Here is a 17,806-nt window from a genome sequence, read left to right as displayed (position 1 = left end):
GGGCAGTCTTCCCGCTGACGGCCCGAAAGCCCAATCGGAATGGGCAGCGCCGCGGTGAGCGCCTGTCGGGCGGGTCGTGGCGGGGTCCGCGGCGTCTGGCGCTGGGTCTCCCCCGGCCCGCCAGGACCGAAGGGAGCGGGACGCCCCTCGGACCGCCAGGCCCGAAGGGAGCGGGGCGTCCCCCTGACCGCCAGGACCGAGGGAGCCTCGCTGGACACAGGGTCTCGACGCCTTCGGGCGGCTGGTCGCCGACAGCCGTACGCGGATGCTCAGCTGAGCCCCGGACGCCCGCGCCGGGGCCGCGGGGCGGCACGGACGGGCAGGCCCCCGGCCCGCCGACTCGGCAGGCAGGCCCCCGGTCTCGGCGGGCGGAGAAGCCACCGGCCTCGGCGGCAGGAGGCTCCGGGCGGGCCCTGGGTCAGGGCCGCCCCTACACGAGCGGGGTCAGGAAGCGGCGCAGGGCCTCCTCGTAGCGGACCGGGTCGGCGTTCCACATGGCCGCGTGCGGGGCCTGGCGGACCGGGGTGAGGGTCACCAGGTCGGGGCGGAGCTCGGCGAGGCGCCGGCTGGGCTCCCAGGGGGCGATGGTGTCGTCGGGGCCGTGGAAGAGGAGGACGGGGACGCGCAGGCCGTCGGGGTCGGCGGCCTCCTGGAGGCGGTCGCCGTGCAGTCCGGTCCGGCCCTGGGCGGCGCGGACGGCGAGCGGGAGCAGGACGCCGGGGACCCGGCGGGCGGCGGCGAGGTTGCGCAGGGTCGCCTCCCAGTCGAGCACCGGGGAGTCGAGGACGAGGCCGCGGATCCGCTCGCGCACCCCGGAGCCCGCGGCGGCGTGCAGCGCCATCGCGGCGCCGGTGCCGAAGCCGTGCAGGACCACGCCGGTGGCCCCGCGCCGGACCGCGTAGCGGATCGCCGCGTCGACGTCGCGCCACTCGGAGTCGCCGAGGTGGGCCAGACCGTCGGGGGAGGGCGGCGCGCCGGCGTCGCCGCGGTAGGCGGGGATCAGGACGGGGATCCGCCGGCGGTTCAGGAAGGGCAGCAGGTTGAGCGGGTGCTCGCGGGTGGTGCCGAGGCCGTGCAGGGCGATCACCCAGGTGCCGCGGGCGCCCGGCACCAGCCAGGCGGGCAGGTTGCCGAGCTCGCCGGGGATCTCGACGTCCTCGTACCGCACGCCGAGCGCGGTCTCGGGGGTGCCGCAGTGCAGCTGCGGGGTGAGCCGGACCCGGACGCCGGTCCCGAGGGTGCCGAGCTCGACCCGTTCGAGCCGCCGGACCACCGTGTCGGCGGTGTGCGGGACCCGGTCGAGGACCGGGCCGACCACCGCGTGCAGGCCGCCCGCCTCGATCCCGTACGTGCCGGGGCGCAGGGACGCCAGGCTGCGGGTGAGGGTGATCCGGCCGGGGCCGGTGGCGTGCACGGTGAGTTTCGGGTCGCCGGGGAGGGGGCGGCCCGAGGGCACCCCCAGGGCGGCGTCGCTGGCGTACCGGCCGGCCGCCACCGCGGCCGCGCCGACACCTATCACTGTGGTGACGGCCGCTGCCGTCGCTGTAGCCGGGCGCACGCTCCCAGTGTCGGCAGCCCGCCCGCGCCCTGCCACCGGGCGGGCCCTCCTCGGGTGACGCGGGCGGCATGGGCGGCACGGGCGCCGCGGCAGGGCTCCCGCCCGGGTGTGACGTGGGTCTCAGCCGCCGGGTCCTCCGTACGCCTTGAGTGGTCCATGGGGCGATACGGGGTGAGAGTGGAGGAAGCTACGCGCGTTGCGCCGAGCCCGGAACGGCACGGTTTACCCGGGGTCGCACCCTGCCCGCATCGTGGACACTCGTACGAACACAACCGGAAGCGGAACCTCCGCACCTCGGATTGGGACACCACTGCGCCCGACCCAGTTCACCTTCCGTTCACCCAGGTTGCGTACGTTCAACCAGCCACTGACGTCAAACGATTGCCTGGGTAAATGGAACACATCACGCTGCTGCTCGCGATTGTGGTCGTGACAGCTCTCGTGTTCGATTTCACGAACGGTTTCCACGACACCGCCAACGCGATGGCGACGACCATCTCGACCGGTGCCCTCAAGCCCAAGACGGCGGTGGCCATGTCCGCCGTGCTGAACCTGGTCGGCGCGTTCCTGTCGGTGGAGGTCGCCAAGACGATCTCCAAGGGGCTCGTCAACGAGGAGGGCATCCAGCCCGAAGTCATCCTCGCCGCGCTCGTCGGCGCGATCCTCTGGAATCTGGTGACCTGGCTGGTCGGACTCCCGTCCAGCTCCTCGCACGCCCTCATGGGCGGCCTCATCGGCGCCACGGTCGCCTCGATCGGCCTCAGCGGCGTCCACGGCGACGCCGTCGTGACCAAGGTGCTCATCCCCGCGGTCGCCGCGCCCGTCGTCGCCGGCGTGGCCGCGATGCTCGCCGCCCGTCTGACGTACCGCCTCGACAGGAAGACGGACGCCAAGACGACGGCGAAGGGCTACCGCGCCGGTCAGATCGCCTCCGCCGGTCTGGTCTCGCTCGCCCACGGCACCAACGACGCCCAGAAGACCATGGGCATCATCACCCTCGCCCTGGTCGCCGGCGGCGTCCTCGCCCCCGGCTCCAACCCGCCGGTCTGGGTCATCGTCTCCGCCGGTACGGCGATCGCGCTCGGCACCTTCCTCGGCGGCTGGCGCATCATCCGCACCATGGGCAAGGGCCTCACGGACCTCCAGCCGCAGCAGGGCTTCGCCGCCCAGACCAGCGCGGCCACCGCCATCCTGGCCTCCTCCCACCTCGGCTTCTCGCTCTCCACCACCCACGTCGTCTCCGGCGGCGTGATGGGCGCGGGCCTGGGCCGCAAGGGCGGTGTCGTCCGCTGGTCGACCGCCACCCGCATGTTCATCGCCTGGGGTCTGACCCTCCCGGCCGCCGGCCTGGTCGGCGCCGGTGCCGAGTTCGTCGCCCGCCAGGGCCAGTGGGGCGTCTACGTCGTCGCGACCTTCCTGGTCGCCTCCTGCATCGGCATCTGGCTGGTCTCGCGCCGCCAGGTGGTCGACCACACCAACGTCAACGACGTGCACGACGTCGAGGCCGGCGCCGAGACGGAGCCCGCGGGCGTCGTCACCACCGCCATCGCCGCCGTCACCCCGCCGCCGGCCGGCTCCGTGGCCGCCGTCGCCGACACGGACCTGAAGACCACCATCCCCGCCCCGAACCCCGCGGACCCGGCCGCTCCCCCGGCCCCCGCCGCCGCGGTCTGACGACCGGACCGAGGAAAAGGAACCGGAACCATCATGAAGATCGACTGGGCAGCTCTCGGCTCCGTCTTCGGAGTCAGCCTCGTGGCCACCGTGGCCCTCGTGGGCCTCTTCACCCTCGGGGTCGTCGGCCTCGGCAAGCAGGAGGAGGCCGCGGCCAAGGGAGGCTCCGCCGCTCTGGCCCGTACCGGCGCCTACGCGTGCTTCGCGCTGTGCGCGGCGGCCGTGGCGTACGGCATCTATCTGATCGTCGCCTGACGGAACGTTCACGCAGTGGGGCGGTCCGCACCTCCGGGTGCGGACCGCCCCACTGCCGTATGCGCGGTGCCGTGTTTGTGGTGCTTCGCACAGTGACCCGTCGCAGGTCAAGGGTGAGTTGACGGGTGTTCGCGGGGCGTGGTGGACTGCCGGGGCCAATACGGCGGCAAGAAGAGGAAGTCCGGTGCGATTCCGGCGCGGTCCCGCCACTGTGACCGGCCCCCAGGGCCGGGAGTCAGGAACTCTCGCCGCCGGTCACGTCGATCCAGGGCGCGGACCCTGAGTGAGGACACAGCGTCATGCCCGGCCGCGGCTCCAGACCGTCCGCCCGCACGTCCCTCTTCGCGTACGGAGCGGCCGCCGGCCTCGCCGTCGACCTGCTCCTCGGTGATCCGCGCCGCGGCCACCCCGTCGCCGCGTTCGGCCGGGCCGCGAGCGCCGTCGAACGGCGCCTGTACCGCGACGCCCGCGGCCGGGGCGCCCTGCACACCGCCGTCTGCGCGGGCGGCGCCGTGGCGCTCGGCGCCCTCGCCGCCCGTACGGTACGCGGCAGCCGCCTCGCGTCCGCCGCCCTGACCGCCGCCTCCGTGTGGGCCGTCGTCGGCGGTACGACCCTGGGCCGGGAGGCCCGCGCGATCGGCGGGGCGCTGGAGGCCGGGGACCTGGAGGTGGCCCGGGAACGGATGCCGCACCTCGTCGGGCGCGACCCGCAGGCCCTGGACGGCCCGGGGATGGCCCGCGCGGTCGTCGAGTCGGTCGCCGAGAACACCTCCGACGCCGTCGTCGGCGCGCTGGTCTGGGGCGCGGTCGCCGGTGTGCCCGGGCTGCTCGGCTTCCGCGCCGTGAACACCCTCGACGCCATGGTCGGCCACAGGTCGCCGCGCTACCGGCGCTTCGGCTGGGCCTCCGCCCGCCTCGACGACCTCGCCGGCGCCCCCGGCGCCCGGCTCACCGCCGCGCTCGCGACCGTGGCGGGCGGCGCCCCGCGGGCGGCGCTGCGCGCCTGGCGCGAGGACGCGGGCAAGCACCCGAGCCCCAACGCCGGTCCGGTCGAGGCCGCGTTCGCCGGGGCCCTCGGGGTACGACTCGGTGGCACCCTCTCGTACGGCGGACGGGTCGAGCACCGGCCCGTGCTCAACGGGGAGGGGCGGCCGGTGGAGGTCGCCGACATCGAGCGGGCCGTCACGCTCTCCCGCCGGGTGACGTGGCTGACCCTGGCCGCCTGTGTGGGCGGCCGGATCCTGATCGACACGGTGAAGACCGACACGGCGAAGACGGACACGGCGAAGCGGAGGACGAAGTGAGGGGTGGGGGGCTGCTCGTCGCCGGGACGACGTCCGACGCGGGCAAGAGCGTCGTGACGGCCGGCATCTGCCGGTGGCTGGTCCGGCAGGGCGTCAAGGTGGCACCGTTCAAGGGGCAGAACATGTCCCTCAACTCCTTCGTGACGAGGGACGGCGCGGAGATCGGCCGCGCCCAGGCCATGCAGGCGCAGGCCGCGCGCGTCGAGCCGACCGCGCTGATGAACCCGGTGCTGCTCAAGCCCGGCAGCGACCGCTCCAGCCAGGTCGTGCTGATGGGCAAGCCCGTGGGTGAGCTCAGCGCTCGCGGCTACCACGGAGGGCGGCAGAAGGAGCTGTTCGAGCCGGTGCTCGCGTGCCTGGAGGAGCTCCGGGCCACGCACGACGCGGTGATCTGCGAGGGCGCCGGCAGCCCGGCCGAGATCAATCTGCGGCGCACCGACATCGTCAACATGGGGATCGCGCGGGCCGCCCGGCTCCCGGTCGTCGTGGTCGGCGACATCGACCGCGGCGGGGTCTTCGCCCAGTTCTTCGGCACGACGGCGCTGCTCGCGCCCGAGGACCAGGAGCTGGTCGCGGGCTACCTCGTCAACAAGTTCCGCGGGGACGTGAGCCTCCTGGAGCCGGGCCTCGACATGCTGCTCGGCCTCACCGGGCGCCCGACCCTCGGCGTCCTGCCGTACGCCCACGGCCTCGGCATCGACGAGGAGGACGGCCTGCGGGTCTCCCTGCGGGGCGCGGTCCGCGAGTCGGTCGTGGCGCCGCCGGTCGGCGCGGACGTGCTGCGGGTCGCCGTCTGCGCCGTACCGCTCATGTCCAACTTCACGGACGTCGACGCGCTGGCGGCGGAGCCGGGCGTGGTCGTGCGGTTCGTCGACCGCCCGGAGGAACTCGCCGACGCGGACCTGGTGGTCGTGCCGGGGACCCGGGGCACGGTCAAGGCGCTCGCGTGGCTGCGCGAGCGCGGCCTCGCCGACGCGCTCGTCCGGCGGGCCGCCGAGGGCCGCCCGATCCTCGGCATCTGCGGCGGCTTCCAGGCGCTCGGCGAGCACATCGAGGACGAGGTCGAGTCCCGGGCGGGCGTGGTGGCGGGCCTGGGGCTGCTTCCCGTACGGGTCCGGTTCGCGCCTGAGAAGACGCTGGCCCGGCCGGTGGGCGAGGCGCTCGGCGAGCGGGTGGAGGGGTACGAGATCCACCACGGCGTGGCGGACGTACGGGGCGGGGAGCCGTTCCTGGACGGGTGCCGCGTCGGTGCGGTGTGGGGCACCCACTGGCACGGCTCCCTGGAGAGCGACGGCTTCCGCCGGGCCTTCCTGCGGGAGGTCGCGGCGGCGGCCGGACGGGCCTTCGTGCCCGCGCCGGACACGTCGTTCGGCGCCCTGCGGGAGGAACAGCTCGACCGCCTGGGCGACCTGATCGAGGACCACGCGGACACGGACGCGCTTCTGCGGCTGATCGAGAAGGGCGCGCCGGTGGGCCTGCCGTTCGTGCCGCCGGGTGCGCCGTGAGCGGGCTGCGGGCGCGGCGAAGCCGCGCAACCGCTGCGCCCGGCCTCCGGCCGGGCTGGTCTTCCCACCCGCACCACCCGTGCGGATCGTGGACAGAGGTGCGGGTGGCCCCTGTGGGTGCTTGCCCGCCGTCGGCGGGCGCGGGCCCGGGACGGGCAGGCACGGATGCGGGCCGCCTCGGCGAAGGCTCCGCCACGCCCATGGGGGTGACCCGAGCGGGTGCCTGCCCGCCGCCGGCGGGCGCGGGCGCGCGTCGTGCCAGGCGCGTGGCGCCCGTTGGCCAGGACGAGTCGTCGGCTGACGCCCCGGCGAAGGCGAGCCGTTCGGCCGCCGCGGGCGCGGACATGCGCCGCCGCGCGCATGGTGCCCACAGGCAAGAGGAGCCGCACGGCGGTCTGCCGGCGCGGTCGAGCGCTACGGCCGCCGTGAGCACACCGGACGGTGGTATCCCCGCGTGTGCGGGGAGCGCGCCAGAACTCCGCCCACAGCCGGGATCACGGCGGGATCATCCCCGCTTGCGCGGGGAGCACCGCGCCATGGTTGCCCGACGTGGCCACACAGACGCTTTCGATCGCAGCAGTTCCCTCGAAAGGGGTATCGGTTAATGGCCTCCGTTCCCTATCCGTTCACCGCCGTCGTCGGCATGGATGACATGCGGCTGAGCCTGCTGCTCAACGCCGTCTCACCAGGCATCGGCGGTGTGTTGGTCCGCGGTGAGAAAGGCACGGCCAAGTCGACGCTCGTACGCGCCCTCTCCGCCCTGCTGCCCGCCATGGGCGTCGTCGCCGACTGTCGCTTCTCCTGCGCCCCGGAAGCGCCCGACTCGGAGTGCCCTGACGGGCCGCACGGGCCCACGGCGGGCGTCTCGCGACCGACACGCTTGGTCGAGCTGCCGGTCGGCGCGTCCGAAGACCGACTCGTCGGCGCGTTGGACATCGAGCGGGCACTCGCCGAGGGCGTCAAGGCCTTCGAGCCGGGGCTGCTCGCGCAGGCACACCGCGGCATCCTGTACGTCGACGAGGTCAACCTCCTGCATGACCACCTGGTGGACCTGCTCCTCGACGCGGCCGCGATGGGCTCCTCGTACGTCGAGCGCGAGGGCGTCTCCGTACGGCATGCCGCCCGGTTCCTCCTTGTCGGCACCATGAACCCTGAGGAGGGCGAGCTGCGGCCGCAGCTCCTCGACCGGTTCGGGCTGACGGTGGAGGTGGCCGCTTCCCGGGAGCCCGAGCAGCGCGTCGAGGTCGTACGGCGGCGGCTGGCGTTCGAGGACGATCAGGCGGCGTTCGCCGCGCGTTGGGCGGACGAGGAGCGCGCGCTGCGCGAACGGATCGTCGCCGCACGGGAGTTGCTGCCGCAGGTGGTGCTCGGGGACGCGGTGCTGCTGCAGATCGCCGCCACGTGCGCCGCGTTCGAGGTGGACGGGATGCGGGCCGACATCGTGATGGCGCGGACGGCGACGGCGCTCGCCGCGTGGGCGGGGCGGACCGTGGTCACCTCCGAGGACGTACGGCAGGCCGCCCTGCTCGCGCTGCCGCACCGAAGGCGGCGCGCGCCCTTCGACGCCCCCGGCCTGGACGAGGACAAGCTCGACGAGACCCTGGAGCAGTTCAAGGGCGAGGACGAGGATCCGGAGCCCGACGGTCCCGGTGACGGCGGTCCCGGCGGGGGCGGTCCGGATGGCGGTGGCATCCCTCCGCAGGGAGACGCCCCCGCGGCCGAAGAGACCCCGGCGCCCGCGCCGGAGAGCACCCCCGCGCCGCAGGGCGGCCCCGGCGCCGGGTCCGGCGAGCGCGCCGCCGTCAAGGCCACCGACCCCTTCCGTACGAAGATGCTCAGCGTGCCCGGTCTCGGCGACGGCGCGGCCGGGCGCCGTTCCCGGGCCCGCACCGAGCACGGCCGTACCACCGGCGCGACCCGCCCCAGGGGTGCGCTGACCAAGCTGCATCTGGCGGCGACCGTGCAGGCGGCCGCGCCGCACCAGAAGGCGCGCGGCCGGACCGGCCGGGGGCTCGTGGTGCGCCGGGACGATCTGCGGCAGGCGACCCGCGAGGGCCGCGAGGGCAATCTGGTCCTGTTCGTCGTGGACGCGTCGGGCTCGATGGCGGCCCGGCAGCGGATGAGCGCCGTGAAGGGCGCGGTCCTGTCGCTGCTCCTCGACGCGTACCAGCGGCGCGACAAGGTCGGTCTGGTGACCTTCCGGGGCAAGGACGCCGAGATCGCCCTGCCCCCGACCTCGTCCGTGGACGCCGCCGCGGCCCGGCTCGAACAGCTGCCGACGGGCGGCCGGACGCCGCTCTCGGCAGGGCTGCTCAAGGCGCACGACGTGCTGCGTGTCGAGCGGCTCCGGGACCCCTCGCGCCGCCCGCTGCTCGTCGTCGTGACCGACGGACGGGCGACCGGCGGACGGGCGACCGGCGCCGGCGCCGACCCGGTGGCGCTCGCCGCGCGCGCCGCCCGGCTGCACGCCGCCGAGGGCACGGCCGCGGTGGTCGTGGACTGCGAGTCGGGCCCGGTGCGGCTCGGCCTCGCCGGGAACCTCGCCCGTGAACTCGGCGGCACCGCCGTCACTCTGGACGAGCTGCGCGCCGACTCGATCGCCGGGCTCGTCCGTACCGTACAAGGCAACCACTCTGACGCCAGGAGGGCCGCGTAATGCCCAAGGGACAGCCGACCGTCGTTCCGGACGACGGTCTCACCACCCGCCAGCGCCGCAACCGCGCACTGGTGATGGTGCACACGGGCGTCGGCAAGGGGAAGTCGACCGCCGCGTTCGGCATGGCGCTGCGCGCCTGGAACCAGGGCTGGCCGATCGGGGTGTTCCAGTTCGTCAAGTCCGCGAAGTGGCGGGTCGGCGAGGAGAACGCGCTGAAGGCGCTGGGCGAGACCGGCAAGGGCGGCACCGTCGTCTGGAACAAGATGGGCGAGGGCTGGTCCTGGATCCAGCGCGAGGTCGCCGAGGGCGAGCAGTCGCACGAGGACAAGGCGCGCGAGGGCTGGGAGCAGGTCAAGCGGGACCTGGCCGAGGAGAAGTACAAGTTCTACGTCCTCGACGAGTTCGCGTACCTGCTGCACTGGGGCTGGATCGACACCAAGGAGGTCGTCGAGGTGCTGGCGAACCGTCCGGGGCAGCAGCATGTCGTCATCACCGGCCGCAACGCGCCGCAGGAGCTGGTGGACTTCGCGGACCTGGTCACCGACATGTCGAAGGTGAAGCACCCGATGGACGCGGGTCAGAAGGGCCAGCGGGGCATCGAGTGGTAGCACGTCTCGTCATCGCCGCCCCGTCCTCGGGCGCGGGCAAGACCACGGTCGCGACCGGCCTGATGGCCGCGTTCGCCGGCCGTGGTCTGGCGGTCTCGCCGCACAAGGTCGGCCCGGACTACATCGACCCGGGCTACCACGCGCTCGCCACCGGCCGCCCGGGCCGCAACCTCGACGCGTACATGTGCGGTACGGACCGGATCGCGCCGCTCTTCCTGCACGGGGCGCGCGGCTGCGACCTGGCGGTCGTCGAGGGCGTGATGGGCCTGTACGACGGGGCCGCGGGACAGGGCGAACTGGCCTCGACCGCGCAGGTCGCGAAGCTGCTCCGCGCGCCGGTGGTCCTGGTCGTGGACGCCTCGTCGCAGTCCCGGTCGGTGGCCGCGCTCGTGCACGGCTTCGCGTCCTGGGACCCGGAGGTACGGCTCGGCGGCGTGATCCTCAACAAGGTCGCGAGCGACCGGCACGAGGCGCTGCTGCGGGAGGCCCTGGAGGAGTCCGGGGTGCCGGTGATGGGGGTGCTGCGGCGGGCGGCCGCGGTGGAGACGCCGTCGCGGCATCTGGGGTTGGTGCCGGTCGCGGAGCGGCAGGCGCAGGCGGTGGCCGCGGTGGCTGCGCAGGCGGAGCAGGTTCTTCAGGGCTGCGACCTGGAGGCGCTCCTTGCACTGGCGCGGTCCGCGCCGGCGTTGCGCGACGAGCCGTGGGACGCCGCCGCGTTGTGGGCAGGCGTTCCGCTGGGGGCCCCGCCCAGGCGAAGCTCTGGGGGAGGAACGGGTGGGCACAACGCGACCACCGGGCCGCAGACGGCGAACAAGCCCGGCCGCAGGCCGATCGTCGCCGTCGCCGGTGGGGCCGCGTTCACGTTCTCGTACGCCGAGCACGCCGAACTCCTCACCGCCGCCGGCGCCGACGTCGTCACCTTCGACCCGCTGCGGGACGAGAAGCTCCCCGAGGGCACGGCCGGGCTCGTCATAGGCGGCGGGTTTCCCGAGGTGTACGGGGAGGAGTTGTCCGCCAACGTGTCGCTGCGGGCGGCCGTGGCGGGGCTCGCCGCGTCCGGGGCGCCCATCGCCGCCGAGTGCGCCGGGCTGCTCTATCTCGCGCGGTCGCTCGACGGGCGGCCGATGTGCGGGGTGCTGGATGCCGAGGCGCGGATGTCGTCGCGGCTGACGCTCGGGTACCGGGACGCGGTGGCCGTGAGCGACAGCGTCCTCGCGGCGGCCGGGACGCGGATGCGGGGGCACGAGTTCCATCGCACGGTGATCGAGCCGGGCGCCGGGGCTCAGGCGGCCTGGGGGCTGCGGCAGCCGGAGCGCCGGGTGGAGGGCTTCGTCCAGGGTGGGGTGCACGCGAGTTATGTGCACACGCACTGGGCGGGGGCGCCGGGGGTGGCCGCGCGTTTCGTGGCGCGGTGTGCGGGCGGCGGGCCGGTGGCGTGAGTTCAGCCGCCGGAGAGCCCCACCACGAGCCAGATGAACGCCACGCCCGCGACCGTGCAGAGCAGGGTGGTACGGGCGGGGTGTTCGTGGTGGGCCTCGGGCAGGATCTCGGCGGCGGCGAGGTAGAGCAGGGCGCCGCCGAAGAAGCCGAGATAGCTGCCGAGCAGTTCCTCCGGAAGGGTGAGGAGGGTGGCGAGGCCGGCGCCGGCGATGGGGGCGACCGCGTCGGCGACGAGCATGGCGAGGGCCTTGCGGCGCGCGTTCCCGTACAGGCTGGTGAGGGTGTACGTGTTGAAGCCGTCGGCGAAGTCGTGGGTGATGACGGCGAGCGCGACGGTGGCACCCATGCCGCCGCTGACCTGGAAGGCGGCGCCGAGCGCGATGCCGTCCATGAGGCTGTGCAGCACCATGGCGGCGGCCGCCACGAGTCCGACCTGCGGGGTCTTCCCGCTCAGCTCCCCTCCCGCCCGGCCGTGCTCCCCGTGCCCGTTCTCGGCGCCGTGGGAGGAGGCACGGCGGGTGGCGAGGAGGCGTTCCACCACGTGGGCGAAGAGGAATCCGCCGACGAAGAGCAGCAGGGCCTGCGGGACGCCGAAGACGTCCTTCCCGGCGGCCACCATGGCCTCGGGCAGGAGGTCGAGTCCGACGACACCGAGCATCAGGCCGCCGGCGAGACCGAGGACGAGGTGGCGGCGGTCGGTGACGCGCTGGGCGGTCCAGCCGCCGAACAGCGTCATGAGGAACGCGCCGAGCGCGACGACTACAGCCATGGGCCTTTGCTATCCGATGCGGCCTCCTCCGCGCACCTCGACGTGGTCGTGGGGGTCGGGGCCCGGCCCGGAGTCACCGAGGACGAGGTGCTCGGTCTGGTGGGGGCCGCCCTCCGGGAGGCGGGTCTGTCGGACGCGGCGGTGACGGGCGCGGCGGTGACGCTGCTCGCGACGCTCGACGTACGGGCGGGCGAGCCGGGGATCATCGGGGCGGCGGCGCGGCTCGGGGTGCCGGTGCGCGGGTTCGGGAGCGCGGAGCTCGCGGTGGTGGCCGTGCCTCATCCCTCCGAGCGGCCGCTGGCGGCGACGGGCACGGCGTCGGTGGCGGAGGCGGCGGCGCTGCGCGGGGCCGGGCCGGGTGCGGTGCTGCTGGTGCCGAAGCGCAAAAGCAGGCGTGTGACCTGCGCCATTGCCCGATCCGTACCGCTTCGTCCGAACGAAGTCTCCCCAGAGGCACGGTTGTTGCCCGATACTCACGGGTACATCGGTGGCGAGCCCCACACTCGTCCCACCGGCACCATCCCCATCCCCTCCCCCCACACGACGGCGGCCATGGACATCGACACCTCTGCGGGCACCTCCGCTGACGCGCACGACCTCAGACATCACGGCGATGCCGAGGTACGGGACGAGAAGCTGATCGATCTCGCGGTCAATGTGCGGACGAACACTCCGCCGGCCTGGCTGCGGGAGCGGATCGCCGAGTCGCTTTCGGGTCTCGCGGCCTACCCGGACGGCCGGGCGGCCCGGGCGGCGGTCGCCGAGCGGCACGATCTGCCGGCCCGGCGGGTGCTGCTCACGGCGGGTGCGGCCGAGGCGTTCGTGCTGCTCGCGCGGGCGCTGCCGGTGCGGCGGGCGGTGGTGGTGCACCCGCAGTTCACCGAGCCGGAGGCCGCGCTGCGCGACGCCGGGCACGAGGTGGAGCGGGTGCTGCTGCGCGAGGCGGACGGTTTCCGGTTCGATCCGGCGGCGGTGCCGGAGGACGCGGACCTGGTGGTCATCGGCAATCCGACCAACCCGACGTCCGTGCTGCACCCGGCGGCCGCGATCGCGTCCCTCGCCCGGCCCGGGCGGTGGCTGGTGGTCGACGAGGCGTTCATGGACGCGGTGCCGGGCGAGCGCGAGTCGCTGGCCTCGCGGACGGATGTGCCGGGTCTGGTGGTGCTGCGGAGCCTGACGAAGACCTGGGGCCTGGCGGGGCTGCGCATCGGCTATGCGCTGGCCGCGCCGGAGACGATCGCCGCGCTTGAACGCGTACAGCCGCTGTGGCCGGTGTCGACGCCCGCGCTCGTGGCGGCGGAGGCGTGCATGGCGCCGGTGGCGCTGATGGAGGCCGAGGAGGCCGCGCACCGGATCGGGGTGGAGCGGGCGCATCTGCTCGCGGGGCTCGCGGAGTTCGACGAGGTGCGGGTGGTCGAGGCGGCGGAGGGGCCGTTCGTGCTGGTACGGATCGAGGGCGCGGACGCGGTACGGGACCGGCTGCGGGCGCTGGGCTTCGCGGCCCGGCGCGGGGACACGTTCCCGGGCCTTGACCGGAACTGGCTGCGGCTCGCGGTGCGGGACCGGGTGACGACGAACCGCTTCCTGCTTGCACTCGACCAGGCGCTGTTGCTGCTGGGCTGAGCGGCCCCTCTCGTGGTTCCGGGACCGGGGCCGGGACCGGAACCGGAACCGGAACCGGAACCGGAAGGGGGTGCCGGTGCGGCACCCCCTTCCTTGGCCCCCTGGTCGTTCCCCCTCGGGCTCGTCAGCCGCGCGCGCGGGCGCGGCCGCGGGCCAGGACCAGGGCGCCGCCGCCCACGCCGAGCAGCACGATCGCGCCGCCGGCGAGGTACGGGGTCATGGAGCTGCCGCCGGTCTCGGCGAGATTCTCGGTGGGGGTGCTGCCGCCGTTCTGGGTGGTCACGCCGCTGCTGTGGCTGGGCTGGGCGGAGGGCTGCTCGGTGGGCTGCTGCGAGGGCTGGTCGCTCGGCTGCCGCGTGGGCTCCTTCGTCGGCTCGCTGCCGTGCGGAGTGGCGCAGGTGGCCTCGGCGAGGGTGACCTTGCCCTTGACCTCGGCGACGTTGAGGTTGAGCGGGTTGACCTCCACCGACAGTTCGAGGGCGGTGGCGGCGGCGGTGTTCGAGGTGGTCGCGGTACGGGAGAGGTCGAGGACGACCTCGCCGACGCCCGGCACCGTGACCTTGGTCTGGCCGCCGGTGGACAGGGTGGTCTTCTTGCCGAGCACGGTGACGTGGCCGAGCAGGTTGGACTCGGCGACCGGGCGCTTGCCGGCCTCGCAGACGGCCTTGGAGGTGACCTTCTCGACCTCGACGAGGGAGAGCAGCGGCAGGCCGGGGACGTGCAGGCGGGCCTTGGCGAGATTGACGTAGCCCTTGGCGGTGTTCCCCTCGACGGTCGCCTCGGAGGTGGCGACGTCCGCCTTGAGCACGCTGACCGGTTTTCCGTTCTCGGCGCCCTCCACCTTGACGCTGAGCGCGGTCTTCTCGGCGCTGGCCGGGGCCTCGACCTCGTTGAGGGAGGCGCGCAGCGGGACACTGACCGCCTTGTTGAGCAGGTTGACGTCGAGGCCGGTGCGCAGGACGACTGCGGTGGCGTGGCCTTCGCCGCCCTCGGTCCCGGCGGCGTGGGCGGCCGGCGCCGCGAGGACCAGGGGTCCGACGGCGAGGGCGGCGACGGTCGCCGCGGCGGCGGTACGGCGCGCGGGCAGGCGGAAGGCAGTGCTGTTCAAGACGGTGGAACCCCCACATGAGACATGGCGTCGCCTGGCCGCTCGCCACGGGGACTGTGGGTCGCTGCGGCTCCGGCGACTGAGACACCGGAATCTTTACGCACTGTGGGTGAACTGGCAGACACCTGGCGTGAGTTCACCCTAAAGGGTGGTTTCCGTGCTCATTTTCGAATGAAAACGGCACAACCATCGCCGCACGTCCCGCGTGTCACAGCGTGTGCGAGCAGAAGGCGCCTCCAGCGGAAGGACATCAACGAGGCGCGCCGGGCCGAAGTAACGGTTCGTCAACGTGCCGCACGGCACGCCGCCGCACTCCTGATAGGTTAATTTAGGGCAGGCTAACCTAACCAAGATTGAGGAGTGCGGGAGCGCAGTGAGCATCGAGGTCTTCCGGGACGCCTGGGGCGTCCCGCATCTGCGCGCCGACGACCCGCTGGAACTCGCCCGCGCGCAGGGACTGGTGACCGCCCGGGACCGGGCCTGGCAGCTGGAGGTCGAGCGGCACCGGGCGCAGGGCACGACGGCGGAGTTCCTGGGCGCGGCGGAGACGGGCTGGGACGTCCTCGTCCGCCGGGCGCGCCTGGCCGACACGGCGCGCCGCTGCCACGAGCGGCTCGACGCGGAGACCGCGGCGTGGGTGCGGGCGTACGTGGACGGGGTCAACGAGGGCCTGGCGGCGGGCGCCCGGCGCGCACCCGAGTTCGCGGCGACCGGGCTGCGGCCGGGCCGCTGGGAGCCCTGGACGCCGCTGGCGGTGTGGCTGTCCACCCACCTCCTGTTCGCCGGCTTCCCCACCAAGCTGTGGCGCGACCGGGTCGCGGCGCGGCTCGGCGAGCGGTGGACCGAGCTCTTCGCCGCCGACGGCCCGGGCACCGCCGGCTCCAACGGCTGGCTCGTCCCCGGCGCCCGCACCGCGAGCGGCGCCCCGCTCGTCGCGGGCGACCCGCACCGCTTCATCGAGGCCCCCGGCGTCTACCAGCAGATCCGTCTCTCCTGCCCGGCCTACGACGTCCTCGGCCTCGCCGTCCCGGGCGTCCCCGGCCTGGCCCACTTCGGCCACGCCGGCCATGTCGCCTGGGCCGTCACCAACGCCATGGCCGACTACCAGGACCTCTACCGCGAGCGGCTGCGCCGCCACCCCGACGGCCGGATCGAGGCCCTCGGCCCGGCCGGCTGGGAACCGGCGGCCGCGCACACGGAGACGGTACGGGTCAGGGGCGCGGCCGATCCGGTCCGGGTGGAGGTGGTGGAGACGGGCCGCGGGCCGGTGATCATCGGTGCGGGAGGCGCCTTCGGCGCCGGGGACGGGGAGGGCGCGGCCCGTGCCGCGGGCGGCGATGCGCGCCGCGACGCCGGGCCGACCGGCGGCGCCGACGAGGCGGGCGAGGCCGGCGAGGCCGGCGAGGCGGGCGAGGCGGGCGAGGCGGGCGAGGGCCCTGGCGCCACGGCCCCGCCGACGGCGGGCGCCCTGCCGCCCGATGACCGGGCGGCGGCGCTCCGCGCCATGCCGCAGGCCCGTACCCCGGCCGCACCCGGCAAGGCGACCGAGACCGACGCCGCGGTCGGCATCGTCGAGTGGGAGGCGATCAGCCTGCGCTACCCGCCCCGTGTCACCGGGGAGTCGGGGTTCGGCGTGCTGCCCGCGTTGTTGCGGGCGCGGAGTGTCGGGGACGTGGACCGGGCGCTCGACGGCTGGGTGGAGCCGGTGAACGTGGTGCAGGCGGCCGACGGGGACGGGGGGCTGCTGCATCGGGTCGCCGGGTATGTGCCCGTACGCAGCCGGGAGAACGCGCTGCGCGTGGTGCCCGCGTGGGAGGCGGGACACGAGTGGGCGGAGGCGCCCGCGGCACTGCCCCGGGCCGGGGTCGACCGCGACGGCTGCGCGGTGATGGCCAATGCGCGTGGGATCGCCACGCCGCTGGGGGTCGAGTTCGCGCCGCCGCACCGCGCCGAGCGGATCGCGGCGCTGCTCGGCTCCTCCGACGCCTGGACGCCGGAGGCGACCACCGCCGTGCACACCGACACCGAGAACCTGTCCGCGCGCCCGCTCCTGGAGCGGATCCGCGCCACGGCCGAGGAGTCACTCTCCCCCGCCGCCCGCCGGGTGCGGGCGAGGCTGCTCGCCTGGGACCGGCGGATGGAGGCCGAGAGCACCGACGCCGGGCTGTACGCGGCGGTGCGCGGCGCGGTGGTCCGGCGGATCACCGGCCACGGGGCCTTCGCGGAGTTGCGTGAACCCGCCCCGTACCCCGAACTGTTCCAGCCCTGGCTCGCGCTCGGCGCGCGCGTCGGGCTCGCCCTGGAGACCCTGCTGACCGGCGACGGTCCGGTGCCGGCCGGCGACCGGGCGCGGATCGTGCGCGAGGCCCTGGAGGAGGTCGCCGCCGGGGACGCGCCGCCCGCGTGGGGCGTGACCCACCGGCTGGCGCCCTGGCAGGCGCTGCCGGACGCGGACCCGGACGAGGACCACGAGTCCTGGCCGGGGCTCGGCGGCGACCACGACTGCGTGCTCTCCACCTCCAGCGTGCCCGGGTTCACCGACCGCAGCGCCCGCGCCTCCGCCGCCCGCTATGTGTGGGACCTCGCGGACCGCGAACGCAGCCGGTGGATCGTCCCGTTCGGCGCCTCCGGGGTGCCCGGCGACCCGCACCACCGCGACCAGCTCCCCCTGTGGCTGCGGGGCGAACTCGCCCCCGTCACCACCGACTGGACCCGCCTCGTGAAGGAAGACGGAGACGATGAGCAGGACTGAGTACACACGGACCGTCGAGGGCTTCGGCACCGTCCGCGTCGACCGGATCGACCCCGGCGCCGACGCCCCGCTGCTCCACGCCTGGGTCAACGAGGAGCGGGCCCGTTTCTGGGGCATGCACGGCACCACCGTCGAGCAGGTGCGGGAGATCTACGCCCACCTCGACTCGCTCGGCACCCACCACGGCTACCTGGTGCGCCGCGACGGCATACCCGTCGCGGTCTTCCAGACGTACGACCCCGAGGCCGACCGGGTCTCCGAGTGCTACGCGGCCCGGCCGGGCGACATCGGTGTGCATCTCTTCGTCGCGCCCTCGGCCGCCGCGCCCGAGAAGGGCTTCACCAGTGGGCTGCTCACCGCCCTGCTCGACTTCGCGCTGACCGGCCGCAGCCGGATCGTGGCCGAGCCGGACGCCGCCAACGAGAAGGCGGTCGCCCGGCTCGTACGGGCCGGGTTCGAGCTCGGCCCGGAGGTCCTGCTGCCGGAGGTGGACCTGCCGGAGGTGTTCGTCCCGGAGAAGCGGGCGCGGCTGGCCTTCTACACCAGGGGCTGAC

13 protein-coding genes and 1 riboswitch are annotated in these 17,806 nt (G+C 74.7%); of the genes, 10 read left to right on the top strand and 3 right to left on the bottom strand.

The features are described from left to right. Positions 1–430 precede the first annotated feature (430 nt). Positions 431–1,558, bottom strand: a complete 1,128-nt coding sequence (locus AB0C73_RS23895) for an alpha/beta hydrolase (protein ID WP_362533549.1) — start codon at positions 1,556–1,558, stop codon at positions 431–433. A 393-nt stretch (positions 1,559–1,951) separates the two neighbouring features. Between AB0C73_RS23895 and AB0C73_RS23890 the strand changes: the two genes are divergently transcribed. The 7 genes from AB0C73_RS23890 to AB0C73_RS23860 all read left to right on the top strand — a co-directional run bounded on the left by AB0C73_RS23890 (position 1,952) and on the right by AB0C73_RS23860 (position 10,999). Beyond that, positions 1,952–3,232, top strand: coding sequence for an inorganic phosphate transporter (locus tag AB0C73_RS23890; protein ID WP_362533546.1), 1,281 nt, complete (start codon positions 1,952–1,954; stop codon positions 3,230–3,232). 33 nt (positions 3,233–3,265) lie between these two features. Further along, positions 3,266–3,487, top strand: a complete 222-nt coding sequence (locus tag AB0C73_RS23885) for a hypothetical protein (protein WP_362533544.1) — start codon at positions 3,266–3,268, stop codon at positions 3,485–3,487. Positions 3,488–3,619: 132 nt separating this feature from the next. Next, a riboswitch (cobalamin riboswitch) is annotated at positions 3,620–3,753 on the top strand. Positions 3,754–3,786: 33 nt separating this feature from the next. Further along, positions 3,787–4,791, top strand: a complete 1,005-nt coding sequence (locus AB0C73_RS23880; protein WP_362533542.1) for a cobalamin biosynthesis protein — start codon at positions 3,787–3,789, stop codon at positions 4,789–4,791. Further along, positions 4,788–6,296, top strand: coding sequence for a cobyric acid synthase (locus AB0C73_RS23875; RefSeq protein WP_362533540.1), 1,509 nt, complete (start codon positions 4,788–4,790; stop codon positions 6,294–6,296). The genes AB0C73_RS23880 and AB0C73_RS23875 overlap by 4 nt, the downstream gene beginning before the upstream one ends. A gap of 604 nt (positions 6,297–6,900) precedes the next feature. Beyond that, on the top strand, positions 6,901–8,952 hold the full coding sequence (locus tag AB0C73_RS23870; protein ID WP_362533537.1) for a putative cobaltochelatase: 2,052 nt from the start codon (positions 6,901–6,903) through the stop codon (positions 8,950–8,952). Next, complete coding sequence (gene cobO, locus AB0C73_RS23865; protein WP_362533535.1) at positions 8,952–9,560, top strand: cob(I)yrinic acid a,c-diamide adenosyltransferase; 609 nt, start codon at positions 8,952–8,954, stop codon at positions 9,558–9,560. Before AB0C73_RS23870 ends, cobO begins: the two co-directional genes overlap by 1 nt. Next, positions 9,554–10,999, top strand: a complete 1,446-nt coding sequence (locus AB0C73_RS23860) for a cobyrinate a,c-diamide synthase (protein WP_362533532.1) — start codon at positions 9,554–9,556, stop codon at positions 10,997–10,999. The genes cobO and AB0C73_RS23860 overlap by 7 nt, the downstream gene beginning before the upstream one ends. A gap of 2 nt (positions 11,000–11,001) precedes the next feature. On the opposite strand, the gene AB0C73_RS23855 is transcribed toward AB0C73_RS23860, so the two are convergent. Continuing rightward, complete coding sequence (locus tag AB0C73_RS23855) at positions 11,002–11,769, bottom strand: ZIP family metal transporter (protein ID WP_362533529.1); 768 nt, start codon at positions 11,767–11,769, stop codon at positions 11,002–11,004. Positions 11,770–11,775: 6 nt separating this feature from the next. On the opposite strand from AB0C73_RS23855, the gene cobC reads away from it, so the two are divergent. Continuing rightward, positions 11,776–13,392 carry an Rv2231c family pyridoxal phosphate-dependent protein CobC gene (gene cobC / locus AB0C73_RS23850; RefSeq protein WP_362533526.1) on the top strand — a complete coding sequence of 539 codons (1,617 nt, stop codon included), beginning with the start codon at positions 11,776–11,778 and terminating at the stop codon, positions 13,390–13,392. A 124-nt stretch (positions 13,393–13,516) separates the two neighbouring features. On the opposite strand, the gene AB0C73_RS23845 is transcribed toward cobC, so the two are convergent. After that, positions 13,517–14,500, bottom strand: coding sequence for an SCO1860 family LAETG-anchored protein (locus tag AB0C73_RS23845; RefSeq protein ID WP_362533523.1), 984 nt, complete (start codon positions 14,498–14,500; stop codon positions 13,517–13,519). 373 nt (positions 14,501–14,873) lie between these two features. On the opposite strand from AB0C73_RS23845, the gene AB0C73_RS23840 reads away from it, so the two are divergent. Together AB0C73_RS23840 and AB0C73_RS23835 are read left to right on the top strand one after the other, a co-directional pair. Then, complete coding sequence (locus tag AB0C73_RS23840; RefSeq protein ID WP_362533520.1) at positions 14,874–17,252, top strand: penicillin acylase family protein; 2,379 nt, start codon at positions 14,874–14,876, stop codon at positions 17,250–17,252. Continuing rightward, on the top strand, positions 17,239–17,805 hold the full coding sequence (locus tag AB0C73_RS23835) for a GNAT family N-acetyltransferase (protein WP_362533517.1): 567 nt from the start codon (positions 17,239–17,241) through the stop codon (positions 17,803–17,805). Before AB0C73_RS23840 ends, AB0C73_RS23835 begins: the two co-directional genes overlap by 14 nt. The last annotated feature ends 1 nt before the right edge of the window (position 17,806 follow it).

It is taken from the genome of Streptomyces sp. NPDC048623, assembly GCF_040650755.1.
Classification (GTDB): domain Bacteria; phylum Actinomycetota; class Actinomycetes; order Streptomycetales; family Streptomycetaceae; genus Streptomyces.
Note: the sequence above shows the minus strand (reverse complement) of the source record. Positions and strands in the feature narration are given on the sequence as shown.

Bases quoted from the DNA above. Each gene is read 5' to 3' on its own strand.
- AB0C73_RS23890 (WP_362533546.1), top strand. From the start codon at position 1,952: ATGGAACACATCACGCTGCTGCTCGCGATTGTGGTCGTGACAGCTCTC.
- AB0C73_RS23885 (WP_362533544.1), top strand. From the start codon at position 3,266: ATGAAGATCGACTGGGCAGCTCTCGGCTCCGTCTTCGGAGTCAGCCTC.
- AB0C73_RS23880 (WP_362533542.1), top strand. From the start codon at position 3,787: ATGCCCGGCCGCGGCTCCAGACCGTCCGCCCGCACGTCCCTCTTCGCG.
- AB0C73_RS23870 (WP_362533537.1), top strand. From the start codon at position 6,901: ATGGCCTCCGTTCCCTATCCGTTCACCGCCGTCGTCGGCATGGATGAC.
- cobO (WP_362533535.1), top strand. From the start codon at position 8,952: ATGCCCAAGGGACAGCCGACCGTCGTTCCGGACGACGGTCTCACCACC.
- AB0C73_RS23855 (WP_362533529.1), bottom strand. From the start codon at position 11,769: ATGGCTGTAGTCGTCGCGCTCGGCGCGTTCCTCATGACGCTGTTCGGC.
- AB0C73_RS23835 (WP_362533517.1), top strand. From the start codon at position 17,239: ATGAGCAGGACTGAGTACACACGGACCGTCGAGGGCTTCGGCACCGTC.